The sequence below is a fragment of the Flavobacterium olei genome, from assembly GCF_039749035.1.
Classification (GTDB): Bacteria; Bacteroidota; Bacteroidia; order Flavobacteriales; family Flavobacteriaceae; genus Flavobacterium; species Flavobacterium olei.
In genome coordinates, this window is sequence record NZ_JBDKWC010000006.1 from 152,965 (window position 1) to 172,845 (window position 19,881).

Genomic DNA, 19,881 nt, shown 5'->3' on the forward strand with positions numbered 1-19,881 from the left:
ATCATGAAAATAAAATATATCCTTATTATTTTTCTAATTGCTTTCCAGCTAAAAGCCCAAAAAGTGGTTCGTTACGATTTGTATGTTCGTGACACAATTGTCAGTTTTTCGGGGAAAGAGAAAAGGGCCATTGCAGTAAACGGACAAATTCCGATGCCAACTCTGACTTTTACAGAAGGCGATATGGCGGAAATTTACGTTCATAACCAATTAAAAAAAGAAACGACTTCGATGCACTGGCACGGATTATTTCTTCCGAATAAAGAAGACGGCGTTCCGTATCTGACCCAAATGCCGATTGAAGCAGGAACGACCCATAAATATTCGTTCCCTATTATTCAGAACGGAACGTATTGGTACCACAGTCATTCTGGTTTGCAGGAACAAATTGGCTTGTACGGTCTTTTTATCATTAATAAGAAAAAAGATGACTCCACTATCCGAAAAGGAATCGATGATCTGCCGACAATTCCGGTTATTCTCAGCGAGTGGTCGGATTTGAAACCAGAGAATATTCAGAGAATGCTTCATAATGCCAATGATTGGTTTGCCATAAAAAAAGGAACCACTCAAAGTTATGCCGAAGCAATAAAACAAAAACATTTTTCGACCAAAGTTACCAACGAATGGAAACGAATGAACGCGATGGACGTCAGCGATGTGTATTATGAGAAGTTTTTGTTGAATGGAAAAAACCAACAACAGCTTTCTAATTTTAAACCAGGTTCAAAAGTGCGTTTACGGATTGCCAACGGAGGTGCTTCAACCTATTTCTGGCTGACTTACGGCGGCGGAAAAATAACCGTTGTGGCCAGCGACGGAAATGATGTTGAACCTGTAGAAGTGGACCGCTTGATTATTGCGGTTTCTGAAACGTATGATGTTGTGGTCACGATACCCGAAGACAATAAATCTTTTGCTTTTCTGGCTACAGCCGAAGATCGAACGGGATCGGCATCTCTGTTTTTAGGAAACGGAGAAAAACAACCCATTCATCATCTTTCGAAATTAAAATATTTTGAAGGAATGAAAATGATGAACGACATGATGAAAATGAATGGCGAAATGAACGATATGGGCATGAATATGTCTTTGAATAAAATGGATATGAATGCCGTAATGTATCCTGAAATTTCCGGTGAAGATCAAACCGAAAAATCCATGATGACGGATCATTTTAATCATAATATGGAGCAAATGAAAATGCAAAGTGACAGCATAGAAACTCCGGAAATGGTCACTTTAAATTATGGAATGCTGAAATCGCCTTTTAAAACCAATCTTCCAAAAGACGCTCCGGTTAAAGAACTTCGTTTTGAGTTGTCTGGAAATATGAACCGTTATGTCTGGAGTCTGGACAATAAAGTGGTATCTGAAACCGATAAAATTTTAATTAAGAAAGGAGAAAACGTTCGCATTACCTTATATAATGGTTCGATGATGCGCCATCCGATGCATTTACATGGACACGATTTTAGAATTCTGAACGAACACGGCGATTATGCTCCCCTAAAAAATGTAATTGACATTATGCCAATGGAAACCGATACGATCGAATTTCAGGCAAATGCAGACGGTGACTGGTTTTTTCACTGTCATATTTTATATCACATGATGGCGGGGATGGGAAGGATTTTCAGTTATGAAAATTCAGCTCCAAATCCATTGATTCATCATCCGGAAATGGCTTTTAAAATGCTAAAAATGGACGATCGAATGTTTCATTTTATGGCAGAAAATGATTTTGCCACGAATGGAAATGATGGTGAAGCCATGTTCAGCAATACCAGATGGAGCATTGGAACCGAATGGCGTTTGGGTTACAATGACAAACATGGTTATGAAACGGAAACACATATTGGGAGATATATCGGTAAAAATCAGTGGTTGATGCCGTTCATCGGTTTTGACTGGCGTTACAGAAAAATGGGAAAGGACGAACAGGAACAAAATCTTTTTCGTCAAAGCAATACCAAAGACAATCGCTCTGTTTTTAGTGCCGGACTGGAATATACTTTACCCATGTTGATTAAAGCGCAAGTTGAAGTTTATACCGATGGAAATGTACGTTTGCAGTTTGAAAGAAAAGATATCCCGCTTTCAAGACGCTTGCGCATGAATTTAATGTGGAATACAGATAAAGAATATATGGCTGGTTTGAAATATATTGTTGCCAGAAACTTTGGCATCACAACGCATTATGACAGCGATATGGGAATTGGGTTTGGGGTCAATTTGAATTATTGATTTATTAAAACCATTTAAGTCATTTAAGTTTATTTAAATTATATATTTGAAATAAGAAGCAATCCGATAATAATTTAAAATTATAAACCTTATGACATTAGAAGATTTCAAAAAGAATTTTGACGGCCAAATTACCGATAAATTAGTTTCATTATTTGAAATAAACGACGAACTGGGATTCGAGAATTATTCTCAGGGTTTCGGTTTATTGCTAGATGAGAAAGACGGAATTGCAAGCTGGTCTGAAGATGAAGCATTTTTAGACAAATTAATGCCTTTCGCACAGGCAAATGGCTCCGGTTCTATGTATGTTTTGTGGAATAACGATTCTGGAAAATCTTTAAACGAACTTCCAGTTATAGTTTTTGGAGATGAAGGCGGCTATCATGTTATTGCCAAAAACATTTTCGAATTTATGAGATTGCTGACATTTGATAATGAAATTTCTGTAGATCATGAACAAGTGTATTTTTATAAAGACGAAGAAGATTATGAAGAAAGTGAAAACTTTTCGGAATATATAAATTGGCTTAAAGAAAAATTTAATCTTGATCCCGTTACTATAGAAGATACAGAAGCTATTATTGCAACTGCGCAAAAAGAATATAAAGAGGATTTTGATAAATGGGTTTCCCAATATTACTCAGAAGAATGAGAACATTATATTAATACCCTGCATTTTGGTTTATTCTAATAAGTGATGATCCTTCTCAAAATATTGTATTCCTAAACAAGGAAAAAGTGACCTAAAATTGAAACTGCTCGTCAACTCCAACTTCAAACATGAAGCTGTATATCTAGAAAATACCCCAATAGATTAAATTATAAAGGTAGATTCTGTCATTTTTTACTTATAAAAGCCGGAAATACCGAGAAAATTAGTAAGCTTTACTTACTTAAGAGCATTTCCATTTGCTTTATCAAAACAACCTTAATTTCTTGAGTTCTTTTTTTATTGAACTAATCTTTGTATAAGAAAAATCTTAATATCTTTACTGTTTCTAATTGTATTAATTTAATAAAGCTTGAAATGGGATTAGATATGAGACCAATGGGAAAACCCAAGCCCGGATTTGAAAACAGATTTAACCAGATAATGCGAATTATTGATGGAAAAGAAAAACAGAAGATTAGTCTTCTTGACAGGTTAAAAGGTAAAAGAATTTTATCTAAGGAAGAACTTCTCAAAGAATGGTTTGCTAATCAAATACCGGGTTACGTAACTATAAAAGCTCCAAGAGTAGGATATGATCAAATTGCCAATAACTGGTTGAAAAATAAATATTCTGAAAGCGATAAACTACTATCTGAAGATGATTTTTATGTTGAATATCATGGATATTATGTCATCGAATTAGCCGAAGAACAAGATGGCGTTCCTATTTACAGATCTATGGGGCAGGATGAAAATGTTTTTAGAGGCAGTTTTCTATTAGATTGTAAGGATATAATTGGCGAAGAAGTAGTTTTGGAAGCATGGGAGACAAAATCCGCTGATGAAACTTTAAATTATGGAAAGCAATTAATGACTGCTGCACTTTTAATAGCTAAAAAAAATAATTTAGAATATTTATGTGATGAAAGATATCCGCCAAAAGAGGCTGATGATGAAACAAGTCTTGAAAACAAATTACACATTGTATTTTCTTTAGCAAAATGGTTGATTTTTTATGGAAAGAATGGCCATGGTTATGAAGCGGATTATTAAATCTGAAAAATCTCCTCGTCAAGGTTAAGATTTCTTTTATTCCCCTTTCTAAATTTTATAACCAAGTAGATTAATAATTGCATTTTTTTGCGTTTTTTAACCCTAAATCAAAAATAAAAAATAATAAAATGCAAAATAACTGAGCTAAGTTGCTTTTTTTAATATATTTATCCTCAGATAATTATACCAAAAAACCACTTACCATGAAAAAAACTACTCTTCATTTTTTAAAAAATGCAATATTGACTTGGCTGCTTTTGAGTTTTTGTCAATTAAAAGCACAATGCATACAAGACGCAGAATTTAGTAAAACAACTCCCAAAAGAGATTTGAGAGGCGTGTTTCTGCCTTCTGTTTTTAATTTGACCTGGCCCACAAACAGACTGTCTTCTCCCGTTGTTCAGCAGGCAGAATTAATTACAATTCTGGACAATCTTCAGAACAATGGCTACAATACGGTTTTTCTTCAAGTTCGTCCGGCCAGTGATGCGCTGTATGTATCTGCTACAGAACCTTGGTCCTATTACTTGACTGGAACAGAAGGGCTTGCTCCAAATCCGGTGTGGGATCCTTTGGCTTTTGCCATTACAGAATCTCATAAAAGAGGATTGGACTTACATGCGTGGATAAACCCTTACCGTGCCAAAAATGGTACGTACACCAATGCGCCTAATCATCCTGTAAATAAAAATCCATCTTGGGTAATTACAGCTGCCAATAATGCCAATTTAAAAATCTTAAACCCTGGTTTACCTGAAGTTCGCGATTATATTGTTTCTATAATTCAGGATATTGCCGTGCGATATGATGTGGACGGAATTCATTTTGATGATTATTTTTATCCAAGCGGTTCGATGGCTGCAGCTCCAAATAATCAGGATAGTCAGGCTTTCATTGATCATAACCCCAACGGACTCACGTTGGCAAACTGGAGAAGGGAAAACGGAAATATTCTGATTGCAATGGTTTACGATGCTATTCAGGTTATTAATACCAATTTAAACAAAAATGTAGTTTTTGGAGTAAGTCCGTCCGGAATCTGGAAAAGTGGTGTACCAGCCGGCATAACAGGAGGATCTTCTTATAATGACTTATTTTACGATCCGATTGCCTGGCTGGACGCCGGAAAAGTAGATTATCTCGCGCCACAATTGTATTGGAAAATTACAGGAGCACAGGATTATGTAAAGCTTTCGCAGTGGTGGAATGACGAGATAAAAGCCAGAAACAAACAATTATATGTGAGTCAGGCATTTTATAAAATGGATGACAGCAACAACTGGACTTCTACAGAATTACAAAATCAGACGATTCAAAACAGAGCTGCTACCATGAACGCAACTTTCGGGCAGATTGCGTACAGTTATGCTTCTATTAAAACCAATTCAAAATCTATAAATACCAATTTAAGCGCAGCAGAATATAAATACAAATCTTTTGCTCCTCCTATTCCTGGCAAAGATGAAATTTGTCCCAATAAGCCGGCAAACATTCAGATTACTGGTACAACATTAGCCTGGGAAACTCCGGCCGCGGCTGCTGATGGAGATTTACCGGTAAAATATGTAATTTATGCCTTTAACAATTCTGCAGAAGCGGTAACCAATAAAGATGATGGCTCAAAAATTATCGAAATAACAGCTGGGAATCAATTTACACTAACGCAGGATCAGGTTGATACTAAATTTATTGTGGTTACTTCATTAGATAAAAACAATAATGAAGCCGGAACTTACGATCCGAATTTAGGAAATGAAGATTTTGATTTTACGTCAAACAAATTATTTAAGGTTTATCCAAATCCTTTTAATGAAGTTTTTACAATTGAATTGGTAAAAGCTGAAGCTAACATTTCGCAAATCACGATATACGAAGCAAGCGGCAGGCAGGTATGGAATCAGGATTTTACAAACAATACTGATACGCAGGTAAACGTATCACCATTAAATCTGATGAGCGGAATTTATTTTGTCAAAGTTATTTTTGAAAATGGAAGCAGTGAAAGCTTTAAAATAATTAAAAAATAACACCTATACTTTTCAATAAAAACAGTCTCAGAAATTGGGGCTGTTTTTATTTTAATCGAACACTCCATTCAAAATCCATTTCAGAAACCTGAACACCTTGCTCATTGGTTCCGATAGATTTCATCCAGAATGTCTGGCCCTCGCCTGTCTCGATTGTTTTTTTTATAGCATCTGCAATCAAATGTCCGTCGTTACAAACGAAAGTAATTCTACCAGTCGCTTTTTTGGTAAAGTTTCCTTTGTTATTGGCAACCAACATCGATATTTTTTTTCCGCTTTGCTGAATCTGGGAAATAACCAAAGCTCCGGTTGCTAATTCGGCAGCCATTGCCTGCACCGCAAAATACATCGAGTTAAACGGATTCTGGTTGATCCATCTGTGTTTTACTGTAACGGTGCAGCTAGTTTCATTTATAGCTTTTACACGAACTCCACAAATAAATGCCGAAGGCAGTTTAAAAAACACGAATTTATTGAATTTGGATGCAGAAAGTGCCATGTGATATATTTTTTATGTAAAAATACAAAAAAACTATGCACGCACAATATATTCTTTGCAGATCCTCTTCCGCTTAGTAAACACGGTATTTTACAATGATTTTCAATACTATATCCGATATTTAAAAATGTTCTATTTGTTAATTTTATGTTAATATTTGGTACTATGTAAAACAAGATACTGTCTTTTAGATATATATTTGCATAAGAAATTACTATATACTTTTAATCATGGAAACAACAACACCACTCATCATGGAAAAAACATCAGAAAAGAATACAGCCGCATTTACTCATTTGAGTACTTTGAGCCAATATATTATTCCGTTTGGAAATTATATTTTGCCATTGGTAATCTGGACCAATTACAAAGACAAATCTGAATTTGCAGATCACCACGGAAAACAGGCTTTAAACTTTCAGTTAAGTATATTGCTTTACAGCTTAATTTTAGCGCTTATTGCAATTCCGATTTTCATTACGGTTTTGCTGCAGAATCTTCCGATAGAAGCTGTTTTTAATGACGATTTTGTTATCAGAAACTTCCATTTTGAAGGAAACATTGGCCTGCTAAGTGTCGGATTAACAGCGGTAGTGCTTTTCGGGGTTTTAAAATTTGTTGAATTCTTTTTAGTAATCTACGCTTCGATAAAGGCTTCAAACGGAGAATTATACCAATATCCTATGACAATTCCCTTTATAAAATAACATTTTACCGAAGCCTGACATTGCTCAGTGTGACAAAGCTTAAAAGTTATAGTTCACGAGGGAAACCTCAAAAACGATCAATCATCAATCAATCATCATCAATCAAAAAACGAATTGTTCAATCAAAAAAAAACAAAATGAAATTATGAACATTGAAAACACAAAAGCACAGATGCGCAAAGGTGTTCTTGAGTTTTGCATCTTATCTGTATTAAAAGAAAAAGATGCCTACACCTCTGAAATATTGGACACGCTGAAAAACGCAAAATTACTAGTGGTAGAAGGAACTGTTTATCCGTTGTTAACCAGACTAAAAAATGACGGTTTACTTAACTATCGCTGGGAAGAATCGACCTCAGGACCACCTCGAAAATACTATGGACTAACCGAGATAGGCCAAACCTTTTTAAACGAACTTAGCGGCACATGGACAGAATTGTCTGACGCTGTAAATCTAATCACCAATCAAAATCAATAAGTCATGAACAAAACAGTAAATATTAACTTAGGCGGTATGTTTTTTCACATCGATGAAGATGCATATTTAAAATTGACACGCTATTTTGACGCTATAAAACGATCTCTTAACAACTCGTCCGGTCAGGATGAAATTATTAAAGATATTGAAATGCGTGTTTCTGAATTATTAACAGAAAAACAAAAAAGTGAAAAACATGTTGTTGGACTGAAAGATGTTGACGAAGTGATTGCGGTAATGGGACAACCTGAAGATTACCGAATTGAAGACGAAGAAAATTCTAACCAATCTTTTAATGATTATACGGCAAGAAAACACAAAAAATTATACCGTGATAAAGAAAAAGGTATGATCGGTGGGGTTGCAACAGGTTTAGGACATTATTTCGGAATTGACGCTGTCTGGATTAAAATCATCTTTTTAATCTTTGTTTTTGCAGGTTTCGGAACCGGAATCCTGGCTTATTTTGTTCTTTGGATTGTAACTCCGGAAGCAGTTACCACTTCAGAAAAACTGGAAATGACAGGAGAACCGGTGACTATTTCTAACATTGAAAAAAAGGTTCGTGAAGAAATCGAGTCATTATCTGATAAATTTAAAAATGCAGATTATGACAAAATGGGAAACCAGGTAAAGTCGGGAGCTGGGAGAATAAGTAGTTCATTTGGAGACTTTGTAATGACCGTTTTTAAAATCTTTGCTAAGTTTTTAGGAGTAGTTTTAATCATGTCGGGAATCATAGTTTTGATCATGCTTTTGATCGGAGTCTTCACGTTGGGAACTAATATTTTTATAGATTTTCCATGGCAGAACTTTATTGAAGCCGGCAACTTTACAGAATATCCAATCTGGTCATTTGGTTTATTAATGCTTTTTGCAGTCGGAATTCCGTTTTTTTTCCTGACTTTATTAGGATTCAAATTATTATCTCCAAACTTAAAACCAGTTGGAAATATTGCAAAATATACTTTATTAGCCGTTTGGATTATCGCTGTTGCAATTGCAATTAGTATCGGAATTAAACAGGCAACTGAAATTTCGCAGGAAAATAAAGTAGTGCAAAAAGAAGTTGTTGCCATCAGACCTACAGATACATTATTTGTAAAATTCAGATACAACGATTATTACGCAAAAAGCCTGAATCATTACAGAGAATTTGAATTTGTACAGGATTCTGCAAACAACGAATTGATTTATTCTAATGATGTACGTTTACATGTTTTGCATACCGATGAAACGTCTCCTTATCTTCAGATTGAAAAAAGCGCAAGAGGAAATTCACTTTCTAATGCTAAAAAAAGAGCAGAAAAAATTAATTATAAGCTTCAGGTTGCTGGAAATCACTTAATTTTGGATAACTTTTTCCTGACAGATGTAAAAAACAAGTTCAGAGGACAGGAAGTTGACATTTATTTGTACTTACCAGAGGGACAATTAATTAAAGCAGATTCTTCTGTTAGGGATTATTTTAATTATGATGATGACTTTTTTAATTTGAACCATGACGATGATTACACCTATAAAGTAATCGGTTCAAAAGCTAAATGCTTAAACTGCCCGGTTGATGAAGAGGACAGCGAGAATAATGAGGAAATAAATACAATCGAAAATGATACTGTAAAAGAAGTATCTATTAAAATAAATGGAAAAGAAGTTCTAAACAGCAAAAAAACTTCTGGAAAGCTAACCACTGACAAAAACGGAGTAATAATTAAAATTAACTAAAACCATGATCAAAATAATCATTCATATTACGAAATTTATAGTTGCTACTGTTACTGCTTTATTATTTGCTTCCTGCAACTTCAATGTAAATGCTATTGAAGGAAGCGGAAATGTGACAACAGAAAAGAGAACTGTTTCTGGAGATTTTACAAATGTAAAAGTAAGCAACGCAATTGATTTGGTTATCGAACAAGCTGATACTAAGGAAATCATAGTGGAAGCTGACGATAATCTTCAGAAAGAAATTGTAACTAAAGTTGAAAACGGGACTCTTGTAATCAGCTGTAAATTCAGTTCTTTCAGAAATGTAACAATGAAAAAGGTAACGGTTAAAATGCCTGTTATTAATAAACTGGAAGCTTCGAGCGCATCCAGTATCGAAAGCAAAAATGTTATTGCAGGTCAGGATGTTGAATTGGAAACCTCTAGTGCAGCTACCATGAACCTGAACATTGAATCGGATAATATCGAAGCAAGATCCAGCAGCGGGAGTTCTATTACAATTGAAGGAAAATCTTTAAAAACATCTTTCAGAGCTTCCAGCGGTGCGAGTGTAAATGCCGGAAAATTATTAGCAAACGATATTGAAGCAGACGCATCAAGTGGAGGAAGCCTTGAAGTACACCCAATTTTAAGTCTGAAAGCCGGAGCTTCAAGCGGTGGAAGCATTAACTATAATAATGTTCCTAAAACAATTGAAAAAACCGCAAGTTCAGGAGGAAGTATCAACCAGGGTTAAATTTTCTAACTGTTAAATATAAACGAAATCATTCATCAAAAGTGGATGATTTTTTTATATTTGTCAAAATCAAATCTAGAATTAATGAAAAAAAGTACAGCGCTGCTCCTATTATTATTTGTTACAACACTTACTTTCGCTCAAAGAAGGGAAAAAATTAAAGGTTCTAAAGTTGTAACAACGTCAGTAAAAGAAGTTGGAAGTTTTGATGCCATTGAAGTCGATGATAATCTGGAAGTTTATTTGGAACAAGGAGAAAAGAACGAAATTAAAATTGAAGCCGATGATAATCTTCATGATATTATCGGAATGGATTTAAGAGAAAAAACCCTTCGATTATATACCAATAAAGAGTCTAGCATTTTCAAAAAGTTATCGGTTAAGGTTACTTACACCAAATCATTAAATAAGGTGATCACGAAAAATGAAGCAATTGTGTATGCGATTCAGGAACTACAATTGGATGACATTACTATGAATTGTGTTGACTTTTCTAAATTATTTTTGAATGTGAATGCTAAAAAATTTACCCTTATTGCCGATGACAAATCAAAAACAGAATTAAATCTGAAAGCTGAAGATGGAAGTTTGCAACTGAGTAAAAATGCAACGGTAAAAACATTGGTTTCTGCTATCAAATTTAAATGTGATTTATATCAAAAATCAACTGCTGCAATTGAAGGTATTGCAGAAAAAGCAACTATACGTTTAGATAATAATTCGGTTTTCACCGGAGCAAAATTTACGCTGAAAGATGCAAATGTTACAGCTGAGAATTATGCCGTTGGAACTATTCTTGCTGAAACAACGCTATCTTTAGCTCTTGGAGACAAAGCCGAACTTTCTCTTTTTGGAAATCCAACGATACAATTAACCCGTTTTTCTGAAGAGGCGAAATTGTTTAAGAAGATTAAATAAGTTTTTTGTTTCAGGTTTGAAGTTTCAGGTTTCAAGTTTCAAGGTTCAGGTTCAGGTTTCAAGTTGAAATACTGAATATAGCACCGGAAAGTCGCGAAGACGCAAAGACAACTTCAAAGAAAAAACTTGGCGATATTAAATAAAAAAGTCCCGTTCAAACGAACGGGACTTTATATTTATAGAGGCTTCAGATTAACATTAAAAATCTGAAACCTGAAACAAAAAAATTACTCTTTAGAAGCTAAATATCTTTCAGCATCTAATGCAGCCATACATCCTGTTCCGGCAGCAGTAATTGCCTGACGATATACGTGATCTGCAGCATCTCCTGCAACAAATACACCGCGAACATTTGTAAAAGATGTTCCGGGAGTATTTACGATATAACCTGTTTCATCTAATTTAATGTAATCTTTAAAGATATCTGTATTTGGTTTATGACCAATTGCTACGAAGAAACCTGTTGCAGGAATTTCGATCACGTCTCCGGTTGTTTTGTTTAATGCTTTTATAGCATGAACAACCTGATTGTCTCCAAGAACTTCAAGCGTATCATGGTTCATTAAAATTTCGATATTTTCAGTTCTGCGAACACGCTCTTCCATGATTTTAGAAGCTCTGAATTTTTCGCTTCTTACCAACATCGTCACTTTTTTACAAAGCTTAGAAAGATAATGTGCTTCTTCGCAGGCAGAATCTCCAGCTCCAACAATTACAACTTCCTGATTACGGTAGAAAAATCCGTCGCAAACAGCACAAGCCGAAACTCCCCCACCCATATTTAAGTAGTGTTGTTCTGATGGCAATCCTAAATATTTAGCCGACGCTCCTGTTGAAATAATTACAGTTTCACAGTGTAATTCGATCGAATCATTGATCCAGACTTTGTGAATATCTTTGGAAAAATCAACTTTTGTTGCCCAACCGTCGCGAATATCAGCACCAAAACGTTTTGCCTGATCTTGTAACTGAACCATCATTTCCGGTCCTGTAACTCCATCAACATAACCGGGAAAATTTTCAACCTCATTTGTCGTAGTCAACTGACCACCAGGCTGCATTCCCTGATATAATACTGGATTCATATTAGCTCTGGCTGCATAAATAGCCGCGGTATAACCTGCAGGACCAGAACCTATAATAAGGCATTTAATTTTTTCGATTGTATCTGACATAGTAATAGTTATTTTGAGTTGCAAATGTAAACTTTATTATAAAAAATAAGGTCGAAAATAAATCCTAAATAACTATGTCGAAATAAGTTTTATTTATTTTCAATTTTTCCTTTTGAAAATGAAATTTATTTCTATCTTTGCATCCGCTTTCGGGGTGTAGCGTAGCCCGGTTATCGCGCCTGCTTTGGGAGCAGGAGGCCGCAGGTTCGAATCCTGCCACCCCGACAAAAGTCTTTTCAAATTTGAAAAGACTTTTTTTTTTGCTTTAAATTCACAAATATAGAATTGACCTATTGAAATCGGAAATATATAAAACAATAAACTCTGAAGAATCATACCTCAGAGTTTATATCTAAACAGACCATATTATTTTACTTCTCCATACTTATATAAGCAGGATACGATTCCTTATCCGGCAAAGTAAATTCTTCATCATATGGCTGTACTCCATCATTATTATTGTATAATGCCACGCGTTTTGTTCCCGTTGCCGTGCTTCCTCCGGTACTATTAATCACATTTTTAACATTTCCCGGACCAGCGAAACGTGTTATACACATTTTCTCCAGTTTGACATTTGGGCTGTTTGGTGCTTCGAATCCGTTTTGTTTGTTCACCTTGCCATCAGTTCCTGTAAAAACCGCATACGATCCCATGCCGATACTATTATGGACTTTTACAGAATTTGCTACTTTAAATGCCGCATACCCATCAACTCTACCATTTTGACTGCTCCAGCTTTTCTGATTTGGTGCATCATAAGGAGGTTCGTTTTGAAAGAAATAGGTTCTTCCGCGTTCGCCCAGCCAAAGCACTTCATATTCCTGATAATGTTCCGTAAAAAGACCATAAAGTGTAACATCGTCTCCCGTAACAATAAGTCCGTTTTTGCATCTGTCCCTCACCCACCTTGCGTCTCCTCCCGGTTGCGAACCATGATCGGCACGCCACAACCAAAAGTGATCTCCGACCACATTGTTACTGTTAATCTGCATTGAAGCCTGGATCTGAATATTTTTAGATTGTACTCCACCCACTCTACAGGTAATATCTGTGAGCAAAATCGGATTCTGAGAATGATCCTGATTCGCTTCTTCATTTCCAATTCTAACCTGATAAGTAGTACTATTCAGCGAATCCATAAGGAGTCCTGCAATTATAATTCCTTCCTTATCATCGGCATAAATACAGCCCCATTTGTTTTTCTCAGTTGGTTCCAGAGTTACAGAGGCTATTCCGGCGCCTAACAAAATGGCATTTTTTCTGTTGACCTGAATCGGAGCATTTAGCGAATAATGTCCGGGAGTAAAAAATATATTTTTACCGGCCGTTAGCGCAGCATTTATTTCTGCATCTGTATCTCCTTCCTTAGCGACATACCATTTGCTTATCAAATCCTGAATTTCTCCTTTTCCCATATCTGATGAAGACCATGACAGCCCGATCCTGTCCTTTTGCCAGGCCGGAACAAAAATTTTGTATTCACCGTCAGTATCAATAAACAAAAAAGGCTTTTCTTTAATAATAGGTGTCGTAGCAATTGTCGAATTGGCATCGTCTGCCGCGGGCGGATTCATACATCCCTGCCAAACCATATTGTAGGAACCGCCCATTGCTCCTGAACCAACAGGGAAAACAGCATTTCTGGTGTACCATTGCTGTTGTCCACCCCAATTTGGTCGTGTTGTAGTATAATGAGTATCGGCAATAAAACCGCCACTGCCCCAAAAGTTAGTACTTCCTATATCTGAAATATATTTTGAAGTACTTTCAATCAGCATCCTGCGTGCACTTGTTGACTGGGATACTGTCCATGCAAAATCACGCATGACATCTACATTTTCTACAGAACGCCAAAATGTACAGGTTGCGTTTGCCCCACCCGAAAGATGAGGCCTTGTAAAAACCGAACCTAATTTAACATCTGAAGGCAATCTTCCGAGACCTCCGATATGAGAATAAAATCCTAATTCAATAGAATTGGCTTCCGCCGAAGATGCAGAACCTGATCCGCCGGAATCATAAGTCTGACCTTTTACATTTGCCTTAAAATAATAAGCCTGACGTTTTGTAGTCCATTCACCATTGGCACCACCCAATCCGATAGTTGCAAAATGTGAATTCATTTCGTTTCTGGAGCTTTCTGCTTTCTCATATTTTCTGTCATAGAAATACACATTATTTCCAAAAATCTGATTTTCTAAAGAAATAAGTATTGCCTCAGAACCACGCGTAACTTTATAGTAGTTTTCATATTTGTCTGAATTTGGCTTATTGTCGGTAAAAGATAATTTTGAGGTTGAGCCGATTTCAATAAAATCCGAAGACAGACGACTTCCTCCTCTCGTAATAATATAATTCCCCGAGGTACCAAATGGTGACCATGATATAGTTATGTTTTTTTTCTTTTTGTTGTAAACGATTTTGCGTTCAACATTATTAAGCTGATTTTTTTCATCAGGTGAATAAGAAGAAACAAAACTGCATAGCATCAGCATAAATAAAGACGCTGCTGAAATTGAAATCATTTTTTTAAAGATGTTCATTTTTTGTGGTTTGATAGATATAATTATAAAGTTTTTCAGGAAGCCTAAAATAGCAATAATCCTCAACCCATCTGTTCCGTTTTGAGATCTAATTTCTTATCAAAAACTATACAAAGTCCGACAATTGGCGGTTTATCAGCCCAAATAAACTTTTTATTTAAAAACATCATGAGATATATTAAAAGCGACAAATGAATTAGTACCAATTTGTTTCAGGGAAAAAACAAAAAGTAAAATCAGGGAAATTTGTATTGTGATAAAATTTGCGAACAGCTTTTTTTTGAAAAAAAATAAATTCAGCTGTTTTTACATCAGAAACATTATTTAAATTCATACAAATCTTAACGGCGATTTTACTCATAACTACAATTATTTTCTGTCGAACACCCATTAAACAACGATTAATCAAAGTTTCTTAAATGTTAACAAAATAGATTTTCAAAAACCATAAATAATTGTATTTTTACGGTTCAAAATTCAGAAAATAAATGGGCAAAATCATTGCTATTGCTAATCAAAAAGGAGGCGTTGGAAAGACCACTACATCGGTAAATCTTGCTGCCTCGTTAGGTGTTTTAGAGAAAAAAGTTTTATTGATCGATGCTGATCCTCAGGCGAATGCTACATCTGGCCTTGGAATTGACGTAGAAACCGTTGAAAATGGGACTTATCAGATTCTTGAGCACAGTATAACACCAAAGGAAGCTGTCCTAAAATGTACGGCTCCAAATGTTGACGTGATACCTGCTCACATTGACCTTGTTGCCATCGAAATTGAATTGGTTGACAAAGAAAACCGCGAATACATGCTTAAAAAAGCATTAGAAAGTGTAAAAGATGAATATGATTTTATCATTATCGACTGCGCGCCTTCGCTAGGTTTGTTAACCCTGAATGCTTTAACAGCTGCAGATTCTGTAGTTATTCCTATTCAGTGCGAATATTTTGCTCTTGAAGGATTAGGAAAATTACTAAACACGATTAAGAGTATTCAAAAAATACACAACCCGGATCTTGACATCGAAGGATTATTACTTACTATGTATGATTCCAGATTACGTTTATCAAACCAGGTTGTAGAAGAAGTGCAAAAACACTTTAATGATATGGTTTTTGATACTGTGATTCAAAGAAATGTAAAATTGAGCGAAGCTCCAAGTTTTGGTGAAAGTATCATTAATTATGATGCAACAAGTAAAGGTGCCGTAAACTATATTCATTTAGCTCAGGAGATTATAAAGAAAAACAGCAAATAGTTTTTATGACAAAAGCAATTAAAAAACAAGCCTTAGGAAGAGGATTATCAGCATTATTAAAAGATCCGGAAAACGATATTAAATCAGTAGAAGATAAAAATGCTGACAAAGTTGTTGGAAACATCATTGAGCTTGAAATAAGTGCTATCGAAATAAATCCGTTTCAGCCCAGAAGCAATTTTAATGAAGAATCGTTACGTGAATTAGCCACTTCTATTAAAGAACTTGGCGTAATTCAGCCTATTACTGTTCGTAAATTAGAGTTTAATAAATATCAGTTAATTTCCGGAGAGCGTCGTCTTCGTGCTTCTAAATTAGTAGGCTTAACGCATGTTCCCGCTTACATTCGTATTGCGAATGACAATGAATCACTGGTTATGGCCCTGGTTGAAAACATTCAGCGTCATGATTTAGATCCAATTGAAATTGCACTTTCTTACCAACGTTTGATTGACGAAATTCAATTGACTCAGGAACAAATGAGTGATCGCGTTGGAAAAAAACGTTCTACAATTGCCAATTATTTGCGTCTTTTAAAACTGGACCCAATTATTCAGACCGGTATTCGCGATGGTTTTATCAGCATGGGGCACGGTAGAGCAATTATAAATATTGATGATCTGGACGTTCAAACCGATATTTACCAAAAAATCGTTAGTCAGAATTTATCTGTCCGCGAAACAGAAGCTCTGGTTAAAAATTATCACGAAGGCAATCAGCCTAAAGCAGATGGAAAACCTAAAGTTGACTCTGCATTTGTGGTAAGAGAAACTCAAAAAAATACTTTTAACGATTACTTTGGTTCAAAAGTTGATATAAAAGTCGCTGGTAACGGAAAAGGAAAAATTACAATTCCATTTAATTCTGAAGCCGACTTTAACAGAATTATAAAATTAATAAACGGATAGTGAATAAAATTGTCCCCATCGGTCTGTTGTTCTTTCTTACAGGAACCGTTTCTCTTTTTGCCCAGGTAAAAAAAGACACGGTTTTGGTCGTAAAAGACACTACTGCTTTAGTAGAAATAGACCCGTTAAGACCCGCTAAAGCAGCTTTTTATTCTGCTGTTTTGCCAGGTTTAGGTCAGGCATATAATAAAAAGTACTGGAAAATCCCATTGGTTTACGGAGCTATAGGAACCAGTTTGTATTTTTACATAGACAACAACAAAAAATACCACGATTATCGCGACGCTTACAAAAGAAGATTAGAAGGCTATAATGACGATAATTACCAATTTCTGGATGAAAGCAGACTTATTGCGGGCCAGAAATTTTATCAGAGAAACAGAGATTTGTCTGCTTTATTTGTTGTTGGCTTTTATGTCTTAAATATTATAGACGCCAATGTAGACGCGGCGCTAATTCAGTTTAACGTAAACGAAAGACTGTCAATGCGTCCCGAAATTTATCCTGCAGATGTAACATTTAAACCAAATGTAGGACTAACCTTTAATTATACCTTTTGATAGATTTCATTCTATTGTAAAATCAAAAAAATATCATAATGAAAATTGCGCTTTTAGGATACGGAAAAATGGGTAAAGTAATTGAACGAATTGCTTTAGAAAGAGGTCATGAAATAGTTTTAAAGAAAGATGAATTTAATGCTTATGACGGACTTTCAACTGCAGATGTTGCCATTGATTTTAGTGTTCCTTCTGCTGCTGTAAATAATATTTCTGCTTCTTTCAATGCTAATGTTCCTGTAGTTTCGGGAACAACAGGCTGGCTGGAACATTATGATGAAATGATCACACTTTGCAACGAGAAAAAAGGCGGATTTATTTCCAGCTCCAATTTTAGTCTTGGCGTTAATGTTTTCTTCGGACTAAATGAGTATCTGGCAAAAATAATGAGACAATTTGATTCGTATAAGGTATCAATGGAAGAGATTCATCATATCCATAAGCTGGATGCCCCAAGCGGAACAGCAATTTCCCTGGCTCAGGGCGTTATTGAAAACAGTGACTACAATAACTGGACTTTAGCAGATGGTAAAGCAAATGAATCTACCGATAAAGAACAGACAAAGCAAATTACTATTGAGGCAAAAAGAATTGGCGAAGTTCCTGGTACACATACTGTAAATTACGACTCTGCGATAGATAGTATCGAAATAAAACATACCGCTCATAATCGTGAAGGTTTTGCTCTTGGTGCTGTAATTGCAGCAGAATGGCTTGCAGGAAAACAAGGAATCTTCACTATGAAAGATGTATTAAACTTATAATAAAAAAACAAGAATTCTGAATTAGCATTATTCTGAATTTAATTTAAAAACACACTATTATGACATTTTATGCTTGGTTCGTATTTTTCTTAGCCGTACAAATTATTCATTTCTTAGGAACATGGAAACTGTATCAGGCAGCGGGAAGAAAAAGCTGGGAAGCTGCAATTCCGGTATACAATTCTATTGTTTTAATGAAAATCATTGGTCGCCCAACCTGGTGGACAATTTTGCTTTTTATTCCCATTATTAACCTGATCATGTTTCCGGTTGTATGGGTAGAAACATTAAGAACATTTGGTAAAAGATCGACTTTAGATACCATTTTAGGACTTTTTACTTTAGGTTTTTATATCTATTATGTCAATTATACTCAAAAATTAGAATATAGAAAAGACAGGAAATTAACTCCTGAAAATAAAACTGGAGACACAATTAGCTCTTTATTATTTGCCATTATAGTAGCGACTTTAGTACACACTTACGTGGTACAGCCTTATACAATTCCGACTTCATCATTAGAAAAATCTCTTTTAATTGGTGATTTCTTATTTGTGAGCAAATTAAATTATGGCCCTAGAGTTCCAATGACTACTGTGGCATTGCCAATGGTGCATGACTCTATTCCATTAACAAAAAGCAAATCGTATCTAAGCTGGCCACAATTACCTTATTTAAGATTACCTGCTATTCAGAAAATAAAACGATCCGATATCGTGGTCTTCAACTGGCCGGTCGACACGGTACATTATTTTTTCGAACCTAAAGGAAGACCCGGTGTAATTAAACCTATTGATAAAAAATCAAATTACGTCAAAAGATGTGTTGGTATCCCGGGAGACAGCTTATCTATAAAGGATGGTTTTGTTTTCATCAACGGAAAAAAATTAATTTTACCGGAAAGAGCGAGGCCTCAATATTCTTATAAGGTTGCTTTAGACGGCAAAACATCAATTGATTTTGAAACTCTTTTTAAGGAATTAGACATTACAGATCCTGCCGGTTTTAGAACTGAAAAAAGAGATACTCTATATTTAGGTTCATTAACAGAAGCCGGAGCTCAAAGATTTAAAAACACTCCCGGAGTTACTGCAGTAATAAGAATAATTGACAATCAGGACGATAACAGAATATTCCCTCACATCAATAAAGGAAGTCAGGACAATATGGGGCCTATTTATATCCCTGAAGCCGGAAAAACAGTTGCCTTAAACAATGAATCTCTTCCTTTTTATAAAGAGATCATTACAAATTATGAGGGAAATAAACTGGAGCTTCAAGGTTCTAAATTTTTAATTAACGGAAAGCCCGCCACAACCTATACTTTCAAACAGAATTATTACTGGATGATGGGAGATAATCGCCATAACTCTGAAGACAGTAGATACTGGGGGTACGTTCCTGAAAATCATATTGTTGGAAAACCAGTATTTATCTGGATGAGCTGGGATACAAACGGAAAAGGCATTAATAAAATTCGCTGGAACAGAGTATTTACAACTGTAGATGGCGAAGGTCAGCCACAATCTTATTTCAAATATTTCCTTATACTTCTTGCCATCTATTTCGTGGGAGATTTTATCTGGAAAAAAAGAAGAGAAAATAAAGCATAAAAAATAGTGTT

17 protein-coding genes and 1 tRNA gene are annotated in these 19,881 nt (G+C 35.3%); 15 read left to right on the forward strand and 3 right to left on the reverse strand.

The window, feature by feature from the left end; translation table 11 throughout:
• Positions 1–3 precede the first annotated feature (3 nt).
• The 4 genes from ABEB31_RS16630 (at position 4) to ABEB31_RS16645 (ending at position 5,982) form a co-directional block, all read left to right on the forward strand.
• Entirely contained in the window at positions 4–2,247 is a 2,244-nt protein-coding gene (locus tag ABEB31_RS16630; protein ID WP_347052779.1) for a multicopper oxidase family protein, read from the forward strand.
• A 91-nt stretch (positions 2,248–2,338) separates the two neighbouring features.
• Positions 2,339–2,902 (forward strand): hypothetical protein, encoded by a 564-nt coding sequence (locus tag ABEB31_RS16635; RefSeq protein ID WP_347052780.1) that lies wholly within the window; start codon positions 2,339–2,341, stop codon positions 2,900–2,902.
• 375 nt (positions 2,903–3,277) lie between these two features.
• On the forward strand, positions 3,278–3,955 hold the full coding sequence (locus ABEB31_RS16640; RefSeq protein WP_347052781.1) for a hypothetical protein: 678 nt from the start codon (positions 3,278–3,280) through the stop codon (positions 3,953–3,955).
• 203 nt (positions 3,956–4,158) lie between these two features.
• Positions 4,159–5,982 (forward strand): family 10 glycosylhydrolase, encoded by a 1,824-nt coding sequence (locus ABEB31_RS16645; RefSeq protein WP_347052782.1) that lies wholly within the window; start codon positions 4,159–4,161, stop codon positions 5,980–5,982.
• 46 nt (positions 5,983–6,028) lie between these two features.
• Here the strand turns inward: ABEB31_RS16645 and ABEB31_RS16650 are convergent, their stop codons facing one another.
• Positions 6,029–6,481, reverse strand: a complete 453-nt coding sequence (locus ABEB31_RS16650) for a DUF4442 domain-containing protein (protein ID WP_347052783.1) — start codon at positions 6,479–6,481, stop codon at positions 6,029–6,031.
• 230 nt (positions 6,482–6,711) lie between these two features.
• On the opposite strand from ABEB31_RS16650, the gene ABEB31_RS16655 reads away from it, so the two are divergent.
• The 5 genes from ABEB31_RS16655 to ABEB31_RS16675 all read left to right on the forward strand — a co-directional run bounded on the left by ABEB31_RS16655 (position 6,712) and on the right by ABEB31_RS16675 (position 11,048).
• Complete coding sequence (locus ABEB31_RS16655; RefSeq protein WP_347052784.1) at positions 6,712–7,188, forward strand: DUF4870 domain-containing protein; 477 nt, start codon at positions 6,712–6,714, stop codon at positions 7,186–7,188.
• 145 nt (positions 7,189–7,333) lie between these two features.
• Positions 7,334–7,666, forward strand: a complete 333-nt coding sequence (locus tag ABEB31_RS16660; RefSeq protein ID WP_008464689.1) for a PadR family transcriptional regulator — start codon at positions 7,334–7,336, stop codon at positions 7,664–7,666.
• Between the two features lie 3 nt (positions 7,667–7,669).
• Positions 7,670–9,391: a PspC domain-containing protein gene (locus ABEB31_RS16665; protein WP_347052785.1), complete on the forward strand. Its 1,722-nt coding sequence runs from the start codon at positions 7,670–7,672 to the stop codon at positions 9,389–9,391.
• Positions 9,392–9,395: 4 nt separating this feature from the next.
• On the forward strand, positions 9,396–10,130 hold the full coding sequence (locus tag ABEB31_RS16670; protein WP_347052786.1) for a head GIN domain-containing protein: 735 nt from the start codon (positions 9,396–9,398) through the stop codon (positions 10,128–10,130).
• 84 nt (positions 10,131–10,214) lie between these two features.
• A complete protein-coding gene (locus ABEB31_RS16675) occupies positions 10,215–11,048 on the forward strand; it encodes a GIN domain-containing protein (protein WP_347052787.1) in 834 nt (277 codons plus the stop codon).
• A gap of 227 nt (positions 11,049–11,275) precedes the next feature.
• Here ABEB31_RS16675 and trxB read toward each other — a convergent pair whose 3' ends face one another.
• Positions 11,276–12,223, reverse strand: a complete 948-nt coding sequence (gene trxB, locus ABEB31_RS16680; RefSeq protein ID WP_347052788.1) for a thioredoxin-disulfide reductase — start codon at positions 12,221–12,223, stop codon at positions 11,276–11,278.
• A 150-nt stretch (positions 12,224–12,373) separates the two neighbouring features.
• Between trxB and ABEB31_RS16685 the strand changes: the two genes are divergently transcribed.
• Positions 12,374–12,448: transfer RNA gene (locus tag ABEB31_RS16685), tRNA-Pro, on the forward strand.
• Positions 12,449–12,594: 146 nt separating this feature from the next.
• Here the strand turns inward: ABEB31_RS16685 and ABEB31_RS16690 are convergent.
• A complete protein-coding gene (locus ABEB31_RS16690) occupies positions 12,595–14,751 on the reverse strand; it encodes a hypothetical protein (RefSeq protein WP_347052789.1) in 2,157 nt (718 codons plus the stop codon).
• A gap of 506 nt (positions 14,752–15,257) precedes the next feature.
• On the opposite strand from ABEB31_RS16690, the gene ABEB31_RS16695 reads away from it, so the two are divergent.
• The 5 genes from ABEB31_RS16695 to lepB are packed head-to-tail and all read left to right on the forward strand — an operon-like array spanning position 15,258 to position 19,870.
• Positions 15,258–16,025: a ParA family protein gene (locus ABEB31_RS16695; RefSeq protein ID WP_347052790.1), complete on the forward strand. Its 768-nt coding sequence runs from the start codon at positions 15,258–15,260 to the stop codon at positions 16,023–16,025.
• Between the two features lie 5 nt (positions 16,026–16,030).
• Positions 16,031–16,933, forward strand: a complete 903-nt coding sequence (locus ABEB31_RS16700; RefSeq protein WP_347052791.1) for a ParB/RepB/Spo0J family partition protein — start codon at positions 16,031–16,033, stop codon at positions 16,931–16,933.
• On the forward strand, positions 16,933–17,493 hold the full coding sequence (locus ABEB31_RS16705) for a DUF5683 domain-containing protein (RefSeq protein WP_347052792.1): 561 nt from the start codon (positions 16,933–16,935) through the stop codon (positions 17,491–17,493). The genes ABEB31_RS16700 and ABEB31_RS16705 overlap by 1 nt, the downstream gene beginning before the upstream one ends.
• Positions 17,494–17,531: 38 nt before the next feature.
• A complete protein-coding gene (gene dapB / locus ABEB31_RS16710) occupies positions 17,532–18,257 on the forward strand; it encodes a 4-hydroxy-tetrahydrodipicolinate reductase (protein ID WP_347052793.1) in 726 nt (241 codons plus the stop codon).
• A 59-nt stretch (positions 18,258–18,316) separates the two neighbouring features.
• The gene (lepB, locus tag ABEB31_RS16715) at positions 18,317–19,870 is read left to right on the forward strand and encodes a signal peptidase I (RefSeq protein WP_347052794.1); all 1,554 of its coding nucleotides are present in this window, start codon (positions 18,317–18,319) and stop codon (positions 19,868–19,870) included.
• Positions 19,871–19,881: the final 11 nt, after the last annotated feature.

Excerpts from the sequence above, each read along its gene's own strand:
- ABEB31_RS16630 (WP_347052779.1), top strand. The coding sequence starts at position 4 with ATGAAAATAAAATATATCCTTATTATTTTTCTAATTGCTTTCCAGCTA.
- ABEB31_RS16635 (WP_347052780.1), top strand. The coding sequence starts at position 2,339 with ATGACATTAGAAGATTTCAAAAAGAATTTTGACGGCCAAATTACCGAT.
- ABEB31_RS16640 (WP_347052781.1), top strand. The coding sequence starts at position 3,278 with ATGGGATTAGATATGAGACCAATGGGAAAACCCAAGCCCGGATTTGAA.
- ABEB31_RS16645 (WP_347052782.1), top strand. The coding sequence starts at position 4,159 with ATGAAAAAAACTACTCTTCATTTTTTAAAAAATGCAATATTGACTTGG.
- ABEB31_RS16650 (WP_347052783.1), bottom strand. The coding sequence starts at position 6,481 with ATGGCACTTTCTGCATCCAAATTCAATAAATTCGTGTTTTTTAAACTG.
- ABEB31_RS16655 (WP_347052784.1), top strand. The coding sequence starts at position 6,712 with ATGGAAACAACAACACCACTCATCATGGAAAAAACATCAGAAAAGAAT.
- ABEB31_RS16660 (WP_008464689.1), top strand. The coding sequence starts at position 7,334 with ATGAACATTGAAAACACAAAAGCACAGATGCGCAAAGGTGTTCTTGAG.
- ABEB31_RS16665 (WP_347052785.1), top strand. The coding sequence starts at position 7,670 with ATGAACAAAACAGTAAATATTAACTTAGGCGGTATGTTTTTTCACATC.
- ABEB31_RS16670 (WP_347052786.1), top strand. The coding sequence starts at position 9,396 with ATGATCAAAATAATCATTCATATTACGAAATTTATAGTTGCTACTGTT.
- ABEB31_RS16675 (WP_347052787.1), top strand. The coding sequence starts at position 10,215 with ATGAAAAAAAGTACAGCGCTGCTCCTATTATTATTTGTTACAACACTT.
- trxB (WP_347052788.1), bottom strand. The coding sequence starts at position 12,223 with ATGTCAGATACAATCGAAAAAATTAAATGCCTTATTATAGGTTCTGGT.
- ABEB31_RS16690 (WP_347052789.1), bottom strand. The coding sequence starts at position 14,751 with ATGATTTCAATTTCAGCAGCGTCTTTATTTATGCTGATGCTATGCAGT.
- ABEB31_RS16695 (WP_347052790.1), top strand. The coding sequence starts at position 15,258 with ATGGGCAAAATCATTGCTATTGCTAATCAAAAAGGAGGCGTTGGAAAG.
- ABEB31_RS16700 (WP_347052791.1), top strand. The coding sequence starts at position 16,031 with ATGACAAAAGCAATTAAAAAACAAGCCTTAGGAAGAGGATTATCAGCA.
- dapB (WP_347052793.1), top strand. The coding sequence starts at position 17,532 with ATGAAAATTGCGCTTTTAGGATACGGAAAAATGGGTAAAGTAATTGAA.
- lepB (WP_347052794.1), top strand. The coding sequence starts at position 18,317 with ATGACATTTTATGCTTGGTTCGTATTTTTCTTAGCCGTACAAATTATT.